Here is a 15,231-nt window from a genome sequence, read left to right on the forward strand (position 1 = left end):
GCTGCTTATCTAACGGCTGAACACCGAAAGAAGTTGCTGTTACCCTGCCTGAACGTCATGCTTGCCGCATTCGGCAAAGTTTATTTAATTAGAAATATGGGATTAAACTTGAGCTGCAGCTGCAGTTTTACGCTGCTTCTCTGCACGCTCGCGCTCGCTCTTATTAAGAATCTTCTTACGAAGACGGATCGACTTCGGCGTTACTTCGCAATACTCGTCGTCGTTCAAATACTCAAGTGCTTGCTCAAGGGAGAACAAGACTGGCGTTTTCAGACGAACCGTATCGTCTTTACCTGCGGAGCGGATGTTCGTCAGAGCCTTCTCCTTACAGATGTTAACGATAATATCGTTATCACGGTTGTGCTCGCCGACAACCATACCTTCGTATACATCAGCACCTGGCTCCAGGAACAGCAAGCCGCGGTCTTCAACACCTTGCATGCCGTAGAACGTCGATACGCCGTTCTCGCTGGAGATCAGAACGCCTTGGTGACGACCGCCAACCGATGCGCCTGCAAGCGGACCGTAGCTGTCGAACGCGTTGTTCATAATGCCGTAACCGCGAGTCAGTGTAAGGAAGTTCGTACGATAGCCGATCAAGCCGCGCGCAGGGATAATGAACTCGATACGCACTTGGCCATTGCCGTGGTTGATCATGTTGACCATTTCGGCTTTACGTGTTCCAAGGCTCTCCATAACTGCGCCCATGCTCTCTTCTGGTACGTCGATAAGAAGACGCTCGTACGGCTCGCACTTCACCCCATCGATTTCTTTGATGATTACTTCTGGTTTGGACACTTGAAGCTCGAAGCCTTCACGACGCATGTTCTCGATCAAGATACCAAGGTGAAGCTCGCCACGACCGGAAACGATGAACGCATCCGGGCTATCTGTTTCGTCAACGCGCAGTGCAACGTCTGTTTCAAGTTCGTTGAACAGACGCTCGCGAAGCTTACGGGAAGTTACCCATTTACCTTCGCGGCCCGCAAACGGACTGTTGTTAACGAGGAATGTCATTTGCAGCGTCGGCTCGTCGATCTTAAGAACCGGCAATGCTTCAGGTTTCTGCGGATCCGCGATTGTTTCACCGATGTTGATCTCACGGATACCCGCGATAGCAACGATGTCGCCTGCGCCTGCTTCTTCAACCTCTACACGCTTCAAGCCTTGGAAGCCGAACAGCTTCTCAATGCGAGCTTGCTGCGTTTTACCTTCACGGTTGATTACGGCAACAGTTTGACCTTGGCGAATTACACCGCGGTTCACGCGGCCTACAGCGATACGGCCGAGGTATTCGTTGTAATCGAGCAGCGTTACGAGAAACTGTAGTGGATCCACTACGCTCTCCGTCGGCGAAGGAATATGTTCAATGATCGTCTCATACAGCGCCTGCATGTTCTCGTCTTGCTTGTCAACGTTCAAGCTTGCTGTACCCATAAGGGCCGATGCGTAAACAACCGGGAAATCCAGTTGATCATCGTTCGCACCAAGCTCGATGAACAGATCAAGCACTTCGTCAACCACTTGCTCAGGGCTTGCGTTCGGACGATCGATTTTGTTCAATACGACGATTGGTGTCAGGTTGCTCTCAAGCGCTTTGCGCAATACGAACTTCGTTTGCGGCATGCAGCCTTCGAAGGCGTCAACGACAAGAAGAACGCCGTCTACCATTTTCATGATACGTTCTACTTCACCGCCGAAGTCGGCGTGTCCAGGCGTATCTACGATGTTGATCAGGTAATCTTTGTAGTTAACGGCTGTGTTCTTAGCCAAAATGGTAATACCACGTTCACGTTCCAAATCGTTGGAATCCATTGCGCGTTCTTGAACCTGTTCGTTGTCACGGAAAGTGCCGGATTGCTGAAGCAGTTTGTCGACTAGCGTTGTTTTACCATGGTCAACGTGAGCGATGATGGCGATATTTCGGATGTTCTCTCTTGCTTGCATTACAAGTATCCACTCCACTTTTTTTATATTTAGTTTGCTGTGTCTAACCTTACATCAAACGTGTTAAACAATTGAACCTCTACCAGCGTGCTTTGCGTCCTACAACCAGCCATGCGCCGACTGCCAGGAATGCTGCCGCAATGAGGTAAAGACCCCAACCCCATACTAGCATAATAACAAAGAAAGCTGCCGCTACTAACAACAAAATGATGGCAAGTGTTCGCGGGAGTTTTGGATGATACGAGTCGAACAAATGATACTCATACAATCCTACTGCGGCCGACGCTATAAAGATAGGCCACAAATACTGCAAATTGCTCCATCCAAATGCAATGCAGAAGAAAAATAAGAAGGCGTTAATTGTCAAAATTGCTCCAGGTATGAGTACAAAAGGCGGAAGCAGCCGTCCAAAGAACAGCACATGCAGCAAAATACCGGGAATTAACAGAAACAGCGGCCAGAAGTTCGTTCCAATAAACGAAAAGAAGCCGATTTTTCCGAGCAAAATGACAGCACCGGCAATCAGAAAAAGGAGACCGACGGTGTATTGATTTTTGGACATGCCTATGTTCCTTCTTTCTCTTGGGCGCTTTTAACATTACTAGTGTAATGGAACACAAGGCAAAAAACCAGTGTCGAGACACAATTTACTCAAAAATATAGTTTACCTTATCTTTTAATTCGCAGCAATGCCACAATTATGACGAGCGGTATGGACAAGACCGGAATCGCCTTCGTCAAAACTTCAAGCGATTCAGTAAGCATGGAATGAATAGCTGGATCGTGTACGAGCATCTCTCCCGCTGCATAGCCAAGCAACCCGCCGCCAATGTAGACGAAGGACGGGAATTTGCGCAGCAAGGTAGTAAGCAGCTGACTTCCCCAAATAATAATCGGTATGCTGAGCGTTATGCCGAGCAGAATAAGAATAGGTTCGCCTTCAGCAACCGCAGCAATGGCAAGTACATTATCCAAGCTCATAATAAAGTCAGCGACGACGATCGTTCGTACAGCGCTCGATAGCGATGTTACTTTGCGCATGTTGTGGAATTGCTCGGCATGACCGGACGCATCTGTTATGAGCTTAACCGCAATCATGAAGAGCAGTAAGCTTCCGGCCGCTTGCAAATAAGGGATTTTAAGCAGTGTGAGCGCAACTAGAGTAAGCACGTATCTGAGACCCACAGCTGCAATTGCGCCCCAAAGCACGGCCTTCTTTCTTTTGGCTGGGGGAAGCTGCTGACTCGCAAGAGCTATGACGACGGCGTTGTCGCCGCTAAGCAGCACATTGATAAACATGATTTGGATAAAAATGATCAAACTGTCCATTGCTAACCGCCTCCTAAGAAAAGCTCGTCATATGAACGGTATGTCCCAATTGGACAGGTTATGTTTTTTTGTGAATCCTTTTTTTCTTTGGTCCGTATATATCGAGAAACATCACCGCGCCGAAAGGAGGACAGGATTCAATTATGGACATCTTATCGCTTGAGTTTTTATCCGCACTTATTACTATCGTCTTCATTGACCTCATACTCGCAGGTGATAACGCCATCGTTATCGGTCTTGCCGCACGCAAGCTGCCGAAGGAACAGCAGACGAAAGCAGTAATCTGGGGAACCGTCGGAGCTGTCGGCATACGCGCGATCGCTACCGTGCTTGTTGTCTACTTGCTGAATGTACCTTGGCTCATGCTCGCAGGCGGCATTTTGCTGCTGTGGATCGCATATAAGCTTCTCGTCGACAACGAAGGTCATGACAATATCAAGGCAGGCAACACGCTATGGCAGTCTGTACGGACGATTATTATCGCAGATGCGGCCATGGGCCTCGACAACGTCATCGCCGTCGCAGGCGCTTCTCACGGCAGTGTACCGCTGGTACTGCTCGGACTGATTATCAGCATTCCGATTGTTGTCTGGGGAAGCACGTTGTTCATTAAGCTCATCAACCGACTCCCTTGGATCGTTTATGTCGGTTCAGGCGTACTCGCCTATACAGCTGCCAAGATGATCACGCACGAGATGAAGCTGAAGCAATTCTTCGCAGACAATCCAGCGTTTGAATGGTCGTTTTTAATTTTGCTCGTCATCGTCATTATCGTTGCAGGCCTTTGGAAGAACTCCTCCCGCAGCAGAGCGGCTAACATGGAAAAAAGCAGGGAAACCCATTAAGGGCTCCCTGCTTTTTTTTAGAACCAATGATCCTCGCCAGCCGTTTGGGCAACAACCGGCTTCTCCGGTGAAATCCGCATAACCTCCGTTGTCGCGACTGCCTCAGCAATCATCTCCTGCAAATTCGTAATCGCTTCCTCACACTGCTCTACAAGTGCCAGCTTCGGATTCGTGCTTGGCGACCTCGGAACGAATAACGTGCAGCAATCTTCATAAGGCAAAATCGACGTATCGAACGTATCGATCTGACGCGCGATTCGAATGATCTCATTCTTATCCATCGTGAGAAGCGGTCTCAGTAATGGGAGATCTGTCGTGCGCCCGATTACATTCATGCTGCCAAGCGTCTGGCTTGCCACTTGGCCCAAACTGTCGCCTGAGACAATGCCCAGCGCATCCGTCTTCTCGGCAATTTGCTGCGCGATACGTAGCATCGAGCGGCGCATGAGTGTAATAATCAGCGAATCATGACCCGATTGTGCCAGCGCGGTCTGGATCTCGGTAAATGAAACGAGATGCAGCTTGATCGCTACGCCGCTGTAATGCGACAGCCGTCTGACGAGATCGATTACTTTCTCCTTCGCTTTCTCGCTAGTGAACGGGTAGCTGTGGAAATGCACCGCTTCAAGCTCAAGCCCCTGCCTCATCGCCAGATAACCTGCTACTGGGCTGTCAATGCCGCCTGAGAGCAGCAGAACCGCTTTGCCGTTCGTTCCATATGGATAGCCGCCAGCTGCTGGTACAATATCGCTGAAGACGTATGTACCTTCGGGTTGAATCTCGATGCGCAGCTCTACTTCAGGCTCGCGCACGTTTACTTTGAGCTCGGGAAATGCCCGCAGCACATGTCCGCCGACCAAGTGATTAAGCTCCTGGGTATCGTGAGGAAACTTCTTGTCCACACGCTTGACGACGACCTTGAACGTTGCAGGAGGTTTCGGAAGTGAGCGCATAACTTCAACTGCCGTCCGACGAATCTCCTCGAGATCACTTACGGTTCGCATAATCGGGCTGAATGACGAAATACCGAAAATATCTTTCAATCGTTCCGCAATTTCACCATATGGCTCCCCATTAAGCTCCAAATAAATGCGTCCGTACGTATGTTGAACTTGCACGTTCTTGTAAGAATGAACGGCGCGTTTCACATGCTGCAGCATTCGTTTCTCAAACATACCGCGGTTCTTGCCTTTAATCGTGTATTCACCAAAACGGATTAGAATCATATCCGGATTCATGCTGTCACTCCTTCCGCTCTAGCGGCTTTAACTTTTGAACGACCATACGAAGCATCCGGCACAGCCATTCCAGCTCGGCAGCTCCGTGCTCATCGCCGAAGCTGATCCGAATCCCGCTGGCGGCGCGTTCCCTGGAAGCTCCCATCGCGAGCAGCACTCGGCTCGGATCGTCGCTCTTCGAAGAGCAGGCGGACTTCGTGGACGCAGAGATTTTATGCTTCTCGAGCATATGAACGATCACCTCCGGCTTCATGCCCGGGTAAGAGAAATTGACGATATTCGGAGCTGCGATGCCAGCATGATTCGTGCTGCCGTTAAGGACAAGCTCCGGAATCTCTGCGATGCATGCCAGCAGACGCTCCCGGAGCGCATACATGCGCTCTGCCCGCTCGGCTTGGCTCTCGAGCGCCAAACGGAACGCTTTTGCCGCTGCGACGATACCTGCGACGTTCTCGGTGCCTGGACGCTGCCCGCGCTCCTGACTGCCGCCGTGGTAAAGCGGCTCGAGCATGATGCCATCGCGTATATATAACAGTCCGACGCCGCGAGGTCCGTTCACTTTATGTGCGGATGCCGAGAATAGATCGATACCGCTGCTCTGCAGATCAATCGGGACTTTGCCGACGCTTTGCACGCCGTCAACGTGGAAGACGGTTGTTCGGCGCTGCTTGAGCAACTCGCCTATTCGTCTGATTGACTGGATCGCGCCTGTTTCATTGTTCACATGCATGATCGACACGAGAATCGTCTCGTCGGTTAATGCTTGCTCCAGTGCTTCGACTGAAACGACACCTTGCTCGTTAACTGGCAAAATCGTGATATGAAAGCCTTCTCGCTCCAGCGCGAGACAGGTATCGTATACAGACGGATGCTCGATCGCAGTCGTTATAATATGCTTGCCCCGTTTGCTGTAAGCACGAGCAGCTCCTATGATGGCGAGGTTGTTGCTCTCTGTTCCGCCGGAGGTAAAGAGCCATTCCTTTGGCTCAGTGACGCCAAATGCGGCCCCGATGACAGCTCTGGCGCGCTCCAGCAAATGGCCCGCCTCATGCCCGCTCCGGTGCAGCGAGGATGGATTCGCATAATGCTTCGCCATCACTTCCGCCATCGTCCGAATGACATCCTCATGGGGCGGTGTCGAGGCGGCGTGGTCAAAATAATACATGGATATAAGCTTCCTTTCCTGCTGAACAAATGAAAAAGATCAACGGAGGAACAGCTAGCTGGCGTGCTGGCGTAAGCGTCCCCGTGATCTTTGTATTGTTTCCTTAATAGCCGAATCTAAATGGAAGTGCTGTATTTCTCCGTTGCATTCAAAACTTTGGATACGTAACGCTGTGTTTCCTTCGGCAGCAAGTGCACCAGCTCTTCGAAGTTCGAACCGCCCGTGATGCCCGAGCGATCTACGCGTCCTGGGCCTGCGTTGTACGCTGCGAGTGCCGTTTGCACGTTACCGTCGTACTTATTAAGCAGATAGGATAGGAAACGCGTGCCGCCTTCAATGTTCTGTTTAGGATCGAAGGAGTCAGAGACGCCAAGTCCGCGAGCTGTTCCATCCATCAGCTGCATAAGCCCCTTCGCCCCTGCGGACGATTCCGCGTTCGGGTTGAAGGATGATTCTGTATGTATTACACCTTTGATGAGTGCAGGGTCAATGCCGTATTTGGCGGCAGCAGCGTCAATGTAGCCTTCGTAATCGGAAGGTGTGCTGCTTGCGGAGTCATACTCCGAGCTGCTCGCATCCGTAATCATCGGTGCGATGCCGCCGAGTCCGCTAAGTGAAAGCGAGCTAAGCGCTGAGGTGATATCCGTATTGTTCAAGCCATTGGTCGTTCCAGTGCCGCCAGCCATATACTGCTGAAGCAATGTATCGAACATCGACGAGCCGTCTTGTCCAGTTGCAGCTGACATTACATTATCATTTCCGTTCAAATCCAAGCTGGGCATAAGCTGCAGCTGTAGAAGCGACTTCATTATTCGCGGATCAATGCTCATGATGTACCTCCATAGGTCTTATAGCAATTTCGACACTAGTTAACACCATTCTACAACCTTTTCACTAGATTCGCCAGTAAGACATTAGTCCTAAACGGTAAAGAGACAAAAAAATGGTGATGCAGAATCTGCATCACCATCTCTTCACTACGTTATTGCATAATAAATGGGAACGAGGACCAAATAAGCTGCAGCTGCGATGGCGCCTAGCGTGATCGACCATACGCCGAGCCCTCTCGCGCCTTGCCGGTAAGCGATAAATCCAACAACAATTGCGGTTGCGCCAAGCAAGACTGGCCATACAATCCACGACAGGATTGCAATAACGAACGCTGCCCATCCGGTTGCCCGGCCAGCCGATCTCGTTTCACGTACCGCATCGTTCGTCAGCCTTACCCGTTCGGCGCTTGGATAGCGGTCCTGATTGGGATAGAAGGTGTTGACGGAACGCGGTACAGCAATCTCGGCAGCATACTCTTCGTTATACGCATTCATGTCTGGATGGTACAAAGGATTCGTTGAAGTGTCATCATGCGGACTGTGCAAATTATGCCCTTCCGTTTCACGCTCCACCTGCAATCACTCCTTCGCTTTAAACGTATGACAGCATGTCGAAGCACTCGACTTAGCTGTATCTTGATGCTCGCCGCCAAACCCTTCCTCGGCAAACTCAGCACCAAAATGAGCATTGGCATGGCTATCGATGTCGACTTCGATTTTGTCAGCGCCACAGTTGTTTCCTTCTTTCCAGAAAGAACAGTTCGCAACGCTGCAGCTTACGCCCTTCGGCATAAAAATCACCCCCGGTAACAAGTTGCCCGCACCGAGGGTGTAGTATGCTTTCCTTATTTTTGACCCTGCATACGACGCTGGGTCATATAGTCGCTTTCGTAGTAAGAAAGATCATCGCGAAGCTCTTCGAAAATTTTGGATACCGTCAACACGATATCACGCGCTGCACGAATCGGTTTTTTACGGAAACGGATGGCATCTTGTCCGGTATAAGCATAACGGCCATCCTCGGAGTAGCATTCGTTCTTCGGATAAAAGAATGCATTAACGCATTGATGATACACGTCATATAGTCCACGTTCTGCAAAATCAGTATCGAAATTAGGACGACGCAGCGCTACACCCAGCTTCTCGTATGCAACTTCAGAAAACACAAGCATATGGCGTAGATCAGCCAACAAACCTTTATAGAAAAGCTCGGAATCGCTTCCTTGATCTTCTGAAGTTAGCTGTGGAAGCGCGTACTGGTTAAGAAACGTCTCCAAATGGCCGACCGCAAGTTTTAATTTTTCTCTCGTTGATTCGCTAATCGCTTTTACGTTAGTCGAAGGCATTATGGTAGATCCCCTTTCATCATCGCAACAAATCTGAATATCTGAAATCATGAACATCGTACCACAAAATGAGAACAGATGGTACTGCCTTATGTCGCACGACAGTCGTATATTTTCCCCCAAGCTTCGTTACTCTAAGACAAACAGAGTGCTGCAAGCTCTTCGAGGAGGAATTACGATGACACGACGGAAGTGGATCGGCTGGTTCGCCGTATTGGCGGCTCTTGCCCTGCTCATTCCGCTAACCCCTTGGTTCAGCGGACCGAGAGCGCCGAATAATGGGACGACGTCCGAGCTGCGAACGATGTCCGTGCATAAAGAAAAACAGATGAAGCTCCAAACCGTCCAGCGGGACATGGAAGCGACCGCGCTGCTGTGCAGATCGGAATGTGCCAAAAATTTTCAAAAGCTGATTCAGCATGAGGCGTCCCATCCGACGAACCAAGCGCATTTGAAGCATATGATGAGCATGCATAAACAGATGATTTATGTCTGGTGGCACCATAAAGGGAAGTCCATTACGGAAGGCACGAAGCCGAAGCAAGCGGCAGAGCTCGATACTCCACTGGCACAAGCTCGCGAGCATGTGCTTCGCGGACAAGCTTATGCTTCCGCACCGATTCAAACGGGCGGTCACCGCTACATGGTCATTGGCGAACCGGACGCACGCGATAAAGGCGATGGAATCGTCGGTATTTTGCTGCAAGATATTGTGACTCATATTGAAAGCCATCAACGGCGCAATATGCGTCTTGTTCCTTATCCTGCTGAGGGTAAATATAAGATTGAATCCGTGAAGCCGAATTCCACGCAGGATATAACGGTGAAGACGGGCGAAGATAACGGCAATGCCAGTCACTATCATCAGAACGAGGTTGTCGTACGTTTCCGTCAAGAGCCGTCGGCAGATGACATCGCTCGGATTAAACTGGACATCACCGCGCTCACGGTGAAGAAACTGGGATACACGTATGTGTTCCGTTCGAGCGTGATGGAAGCAGAAGACATGATTCGGTATTTCAACAATACATGGCATGTTATGTATGCGGAACCTCACTATTTATATATGACGAATGATGTAAAGACCTCGGCTAGTTCCGGTTCCGGCATCATCCCGAACGATGCGCTCTACTCGGAATATCAATGGAATTTGCCAGTCATCGAGACGGAAAAAGGCTGGAATGTATCCAAAGGCAGCAACAACGTGCTCATCGGCGTGCTCGATACAGGCGTGCAGCTGGATCATCCAGACCTGAAGGGTAAGATCGCGGATGGCACCAATCTGGTTGCCTCGGATTCTCCGCCGGACGACGATGTCGGTCACGGCACGCATGTCTCCGGCATTATCGCGGCTGCCGTCAACAACGGCGAAGGCGTCGCAGGATTGACATGGTATAACAAGGTACTGCCCGTTAAAGTACTCGACAGCAGCGGTGCCGGCTCGACCTATACGGTTGCGGAAGGCGTCATCTGGGCGACCGATCACGGTGCCAAAGTCATCAACATGAGCCTCGGCAACTATGCGGAAGCGGCATTCCTGCACGATGCCATTAAATACGCGTACGATCACGATGTCGTGCTCATCGCAGCAAGCGGCAATGACAATACGGAGCGGCCCGGCTATCCCGCAGCCTATCCGGAAGTGTTCGCCGTCGCGTCGACGAACTCCGACGGCACAAGATCGCCGTTCTCGAATTACGGCGACTATATCGACGTCGCAGCGCCCGGCATGAGCATTGCGAGCACCTATCCTGGCAGCCAATATGCGGCGCTCTCTGGCACGTCTATGGCCAGCCCGCATGTCGCTGCGCTCGCGGGGCTGATCCGCTCGATTAACCCGGACCTCACCAACGTCGAGGTCATGGACATTATGCGCAAAACGGCCAAGGACCTTGGCAACAAAGGCAAAGACAATTATTTTGGCTACGGACAGATTGATATTGTCCGTGCGCTGCAAGCCGCGCAGCAATCCAAGCTGTCGCTGCAGCAGTTCCCCGCTCTCGTCGAGCGCAGACTGGCCCAGATCGCAAGCGAGTACGAATAGGCAGCGAATCAAGCGCAGCCGTTCTAATCGAAATAACCCGCAAGGCATAATGCCTTGCGGGTTATTTGAGCTTGTGGAAAGCTTGCCGTAAGCCGGGTTCTGTACTTCGCGTGGTCAAACGGGGGCTACCCTCCCACTTATGAAGCGACAATCATCTATCTAGGCCGATCATTGCTAACCGGCTCAAGCGACACACCCGAACGCACCCCGGGCAAGGGCAACTGCGTTCTCTCGGTCTTGCTCCAGATGGGGTTTACCAGCACCATTGTCACCAATGGTCCTCGTGGTCTCTTACACCACGGTTCCACCCTTGCCTGTGCTAGCTAAAGCAGCTAGCCATCGGCGGTCCATTTCTGTGGCACTATCCTTCGGCTCGCGCCGACTGGACGTTATCCAGCATCTTCGCCCTACGGAGCCCGGACTTTCCTCTCGCGGCAACAAGGCCGCCAGCGATTGTCTGTCAAACTTTCCGTGTACAACACAGTATACTAAGATCTACGCAAAAGCTCAAGCTTAGAAACATTTCCTCTACAGGAATTGAAAAGGTTCGGTATCGAGCATCGACGGAATTGCTTCTGTCGAATACTTGCGCTGCTTCAGTTCGCCCTGCAGCCATTCTGCGAGACGCGGCTTCATCAGCTTCTCAATGTTGTGCCCTGGATCGATAATAGCCAGACCAGCCTGAGTTGCATCATGTGCCGTGTGGTAGTCGATATCGCCGGTCACGAGCACATCCGCGCCTGCAAATAACGCATGGCGTACGTATCTGCTGCCCGAACCGCCCAGCACCGCAACCTTGCGCACATCGCGGTTCAAATCGCCCACGACGCGAAGCGCAGGCACCTCGAACGCTTCCTTCGCCCGCGCTGCGAGCTCACTGAGCTTCACAGGCGCTGGAAGCTTGCCGACGCGGCCAAGACCGAATACACGGCCCTTCAACTCCACCGGATACAGGTCAAAAGCAACCTCTTCATACGGGTGTGCCTTCAGCATCGCCTGCACGACTCTCCGCTGTACGCTCTGCGGTACAACTGTTTCGATTCGCACTTCCTCCACCCGCTCCAGCTTGCCCTGCTCGCCGATGAACGGCTGCGCGCTGTCTCCAGGCTTGAACGTACCGATACCATCGATATTGAAGCTGCACTGGCTGTAGCCGCCGATTTGGCCCGCTCCTGAGTTCCAGATCGCTTGCAGTACCTGCTCGTGGTGGCTCTTCGGCACGAAGACGACAAGCTTATACAGCTTGTCGGTATGCACATCCTCAAGCGATGCGCGACCTTCTGACGGAATGCCCAGCATATCCGCCATCCAGTCGTTGATACCGCCGTCTGCAACGTCCAGGTTCGTATGCGCGATATAGACGGCTATGTCGTTCTTGATTAGCTTCTCATACAGCTTGCCGGCAGGTGTCGACGTGTCGAGCTTCGCCAGCGGACGATAGATGATGGCGTGATGCGCGATAATGAGTTCAGCTCCAAGCGCAATGGCTTCATCGACAACCTCATCCGTTACATCCAGTGCAACGAGCAGCCTGCTAACTTCCTTCTGCAAAGTGCCGAGCTGCAAGCCGATCTTGTCATTCTCCATTGCGATATGCTTCGGAGCTAGCTGCTCTAGGAGCTGGACAACGGTTTGGCCGTTCGCAAACATGACAGCACCTCCTGAATCGTATCCATCTCGGCTTTCAGCTGCGCCTGCTTGTCGCGGGATTCCGATAGGTCGGATTTCTCCATCTGCTTGGAAATCCGCGCAAGTTTCCCATGTTCATGCTGCCACTTGTTATGAAGCAGCTCCTCGCCGCGCCGCAGCAAGTACGGGCCCATGCGGTACAGCCACTCGTGCTTCGTCTCATTGTCCAGGTTAGCCGCTAAGAAGCCAGCGTCATAAACCTGCTCAATTGACTTCCCATCTTGATTCGCAGAGCCGTGCAGCGCATGGAGCACTTCGTAGATACGGCCGTCTTCTTCGAGTATCGACTCGTTCTGCAGCACGTAGCCGTGTGCAGTCAGCCACTTTCGTACAATCTCTTCCCCAACGTTCGGCTGCAATACGAGCTCTTTAACTCCTTCGAGCTTGCCTGCCTTGCGGCCAGTCTCAAGAATTTCAGCCATTAATGCGCCGCCCATACCGGCAATCGTCACCGTATCGGCTTCGCCTGGTGCCAGCACGGCGAGACCGTCGCCTTGACGGACATCGATCGCTTGACTAAGCCCTGCTACCGCCGTCTGGCGCTTAGCCGCTTGAAACGGCCCTGTATTCAGCTCGCCTGCGATGGCAGATGGGCATTTTCCACTTTGGAGCAAATAGACCGGAAGCAAAGCATGATCCGAGCCGATGTCGGCTGCACGCGAACCTGCTGTTACATAATCCGCAATTTGCTGCAATCGTTTTGACAATTTAATCATATTACGCAACCCACGCAATCCATTGTTTTCGAAGCGAGAACAGTGTAGCTCCACCCGCTATAATTTTGACCATTAGTTGAAGTTGTAACCCGACCTGCTCCTTCATGAATACGGCCGAATAGAGCTCCGGCATGGACCATGCGATCGCAGCAGCGACGAATAGAATCGATGCGACAGGCCGTGACCATCTGTGGAAGAACCAGCTGCACCATCCGAATACGAAGGAAGCCGGCAGCCAGTACAATTGAATTTCGAACCAGCGAGGCGAATCAGCATTATTCTTCAGCAGCCACGAGTAGACGAGGAAAGACGCCATCCAGCCGCACAAATGCAGCAGCGGTATACGCGCGGCTATGCCGAATGCGACCCAGGAGATCGAGCATAAACCAAGCAGTCCCGCTTTCCATCCCCATGCAGCAAGCTCATGCAGTTCCAGCATATACAGGCCCGCACCTACCATGAGAAGCATCCCTGCACCGATTAATCCGAGGCCGACAGACTCATTGCGCTCGCGGTATTTCTGACCGATCGAGAGCAGTACGAGTACGCCAGTAATCGACAGTGCAATTTGCAATAGCGGATGAAATTCGTTAAAATAAAGAACAACAAAACAAATTAAGGAAAAAATTCCAAATGTAATCAGCCATTGTTTTACAGTTGCCGCTTTCACGACAACAGCCGCTCTGCCCGCGAATGTAGCCGGTGTTCGGGCCTGTCCTTCTTCCATATACAAGTTGAGCAGAAAGTCACAATATTGATCCGGAAGCAGTTTGTTACGCTGCCAATGCTCAATCTCTTTTACGATTGTTTTGCGGCGGTCTTGATCCATATCGTCCTGTTAATCCTCTCTCATGATGGATTGTGAAGAAGGTGGGAAACCGATCAAGCAAATTTGCCCTGATGGAAAAAAGACCTTGCTGCCTTAGCAGAAAGGTCCCTTCATTTATTCAAGAAAATCTTTCAAACGTTTGCTTCTGGACGGGTGACGAAGCTTACGAAGCGCCTTCGCTTCGATTTGACGAATCCGTTCACGGGTTACGCCAAACACCTTGCCGACTTCCTCCAGCGTGCGAGTACGACCATCATCAAGTCCGAAGCGAAGCCGCAGCACGTTCTCTTCACGCTCAGTGAGCGTATCCAGTACGTCCTCCAACTGCTCCTTCAAGAGCTCATATGCAGCAGCGTCTGCTGGTGCAAGCGCCTCTTGATCCTCAATGAAATCACCCAAATGCGAATCGTCTTCCTCACCGATTGGTGTTTCCAGCGATACCGGCTCTTGTGCGATCTTCATAATCTCGCGTACTTTCTCGGTACTCAAATCCATTTCAGCCGCAATTTCTTCCGGGCTTGGCTCGCGACCCAGCTCTTGCAGCAATTGACGGGAAACACGGACGAGCTTATTAATCGTCTCCACCATATGAACAGGGATCCGGATTGTACGAGCTTGGTCAGCAATTGCGCGCGTAATCGCTTGTCTGATCCACCAAGTGGCATACGTACTGAACTTGTAGCCCTTGGTATGATCGAACTTCTCAACTGCTTTAATAAGACCCATGTTGCCTTCTTGGATAAGATCGAGAAACAGCATTCCTCGTCCAACATAACGTTTCGCGATACTAACAACGAGCCGTAGGTTTGCTTCAGCGAGTCTGCGCTTCGCTTCTTCATCCCCATTCTCGATCCGCTTGGCAAGCTCCACCTCATCATCAGCCGACAACAGCGGCACACGTCCGATTTCTTTCAAGTACATGCGAACCGGATCGTTAATTTTGATACCAGGCGGTAGTGCCAAGTCATCATCGAAATTGAAGTCGTCTTGTTCGCGCTCCTGTTCATCCCGATTACCCATCGGATGATCATCGTCGTTCTCATTTACCACTTCAATGCCGATATCATCGAGCTGCTCGAAGAACTCATCGATTTGTTCCGGATCCTGATCGAACGGGGAAAGCTTCTCCATGATCTCTTTATAAGTTAAGGAGGATCTTTTCTTCCCATGTTCAATCAGCTGTTCTTTGACGAGTTCCAGCTTCTGTTCAGTATCCAGTTCAGTATGTTGATCATTCGCCATATTCCGACTCC

At 51.3% G+C, this 15,231-nt stretch carries 15 protein-coding genes and 1 other RNA gene; 2 read left to right on the forward strand and 14 right to left on the reverse strand.

The genetic code is table 11. The annotated features are described in order from the left end of the window. Nucleotides 1-102: 102 nt before the first annotated feature. The 3 genes from typA to A8990_RS02675 form a co-directional block, all read right to left on the reverse strand. Nucleotides 103-1,947, reverse strand: a complete 1,845-nt coding sequence (gene typA / locus A8990_RS02665) for a translational GTPase TypA (protein ID WP_116187474.1) — start codon at nt 1,945-1,947, stop codon at nt 103-105. A 79-nt stretch (nt 1,948-2,026) separates the two neighbouring features. Further along, entirely contained in the window at nt 2,027-2,509 is a 483-nt protein-coding gene (locus tag A8990_RS02670; RefSeq protein WP_116187475.1) for a hypothetical protein, read from the reverse strand. Nucleotides 2,510-2,616: 107 nt separating this feature from the next. Further along, nucleotides 2,617-3,276 carry a YjbE family putative metal transport protein gene (locus tag A8990_RS02675; RefSeq protein ID WP_116187476.1) on the reverse strand — a complete coding sequence of 220 codons (660 nt, stop codon included), beginning with the start codon at nt 3,274-3,276 and terminating at the stop codon, nt 2,617-2,619. A gap of 143 nt (nt 3,277-3,419) precedes the next feature. Between A8990_RS02675 and A8990_RS02680 the strand changes: the two genes are divergently transcribed. Beyond that, nucleotides 3,420-4,121, forward strand: coding sequence for a TerC family protein (locus tag A8990_RS02680; protein WP_116187477.1), 702 nt, complete (start codon nt 3,420-3,422; stop codon nt 4,119-4,121). A gap of 17 nt (nt 4,122-4,138) precedes the next feature. On the opposite strand, the gene thiI is transcribed toward A8990_RS02680, so the two are convergent. The 6 genes from thiI to A8990_RS02710 form a co-directional block, all read right to left on the reverse strand. Then, the gene (gene thiI, locus A8990_RS02685; protein ID WP_116187478.1) at nt 4,139-5,359 is read right to left on the reverse strand and encodes a tRNA uracil 4-sulfurtransferase ThiI; all 1,221 of its coding nucleotides are present in this window, start codon (nt 5,357-5,359) and stop codon (nt 4,139-4,141) included. 4 nt (nt 5,360-5,363) lie between these two features. Next, a complete protein-coding gene (locus A8990_RS02690) occupies nt 5,364-6,524 on the reverse strand; it encodes a cysteine desulfurase family protein (RefSeq protein WP_116187479.1) in 1,161 nt (386 codons plus the stop codon). Between the two features lie 116 nt (nt 6,525-6,640). Beyond that, complete coding sequence (locus A8990_RS02695) at nt 6,641-7,354, reverse strand: lytic transglycosylase domain-containing protein (RefSeq protein ID WP_181909369.1); 714 nt, start codon at nt 7,352-7,354, stop codon at nt 6,641-6,643. 147 nt (nt 7,355-7,501) lie between these two features. Further along, nucleotides 7,502-7,927 carry a DUF4190 domain-containing protein gene (locus A8990_RS02700; protein WP_116187481.1) on the reverse strand — a complete coding sequence of 142 codons (426 nt, stop codon included), beginning with the start codon at nt 7,925-7,927 and terminating at the stop codon, nt 7,502-7,504. 6 nt (nt 7,928-7,933) lie between these two features. Beyond that, nucleotides 7,934-8,146 carry a DUF1540 domain-containing protein gene (locus tag A8990_RS02705; RefSeq protein WP_116187482.1) on the reverse strand — a complete coding sequence of 71 codons (213 nt, stop codon included), beginning with the start codon at nt 8,144-8,146 and terminating at the stop codon, nt 7,934-7,936. 53 nt (nt 8,147-8,199) lie between these two features. Further along, a complete protein-coding gene (locus A8990_RS02710; protein ID WP_116187483.1) occupies nt 8,200-8,700 on the reverse strand; it encodes a YpuI family protein in 501 nt (166 codons plus the stop codon). Between the two features lie 178 nt (nt 8,701-8,878). On the opposite strand from A8990_RS02710, the gene A8990_RS02715 reads away from it, so the two are divergent. After that, nucleotides 8,879-10,744 (forward strand): S8 family peptidase, encoded by a 1,866-nt coding sequence (locus tag A8990_RS02715; protein WP_116187484.1) that lies wholly within the window; start codon nt 8,879-8,881, stop codon nt 10,742-10,744. A gap of 73 nt (nt 10,745-10,817) precedes the next feature. Here the strand turns inward: A8990_RS02715 and rnpB are convergent. The 5 genes from rnpB to rpoD all read right to left on the reverse strand — a co-directional run bounded on the left by rnpB (nt 10,818) and on the right by rpoD (nt 15,220). Continuing rightward, nucleotides 10,818-11,213, reverse strand: an RNA gene (rnpB, locus tag A8990_RS02720) — RNase P RNA component class A. Between the two features lie 59 nt (nt 11,214-11,272). Beyond that, nucleotides 11,273-12,394 (reverse strand): Nif3-like dinuclear metal center hexameric protein, encoded by a 1,122-nt coding sequence (locus A8990_RS02725; protein WP_116187485.1) that lies wholly within the window; start codon nt 12,392-12,394, stop codon nt 11,273-11,275. Then, nucleotides 12,358-13,149 carry a tRNA (adenine(22)-N(1))-methyltransferase gene (locus A8990_RS02730; RefSeq protein ID WP_116187486.1) on the reverse strand — a complete coding sequence of 264 codons (792 nt, stop codon included), beginning with the start codon at nt 13,147-13,149 and terminating at the stop codon, nt 12,358-12,360. Before A8990_RS02730 ends, A8990_RS02725 begins: the two co-directional genes overlap by 37 nt. A 1-nt stretch (nt 13,150) precedes the next feature. Then, nucleotides 13,151-13,978: a hypothetical protein gene (locus A8990_RS02735; RefSeq protein ID WP_116187487.1), complete on the reverse strand. Its 828-nt coding sequence runs from the start codon at nt 13,976-13,978 to the stop codon at nt 13,151-13,153. Between the two features lie 114 nt (nt 13,979-14,092). Further along, entirely contained in the window at nt 14,093-15,220 is a 1,128-nt protein-coding gene (gene rpoD, locus A8990_RS02740) for an RNA polymerase sigma factor RpoD (protein WP_116187488.1), read from the reverse strand. Nucleotides 15,221-15,231 lie beyond the last annotated feature (11 nt).

The organism is Paenibacillus taihuensis (assembly GCF_003386535.1).
GTDB lineage: Bacteria > Bacillota > Bacilli > Paenibacillales > Paenibacillaceae > Paenibacillus_Z > Paenibacillus_Z taihuensis.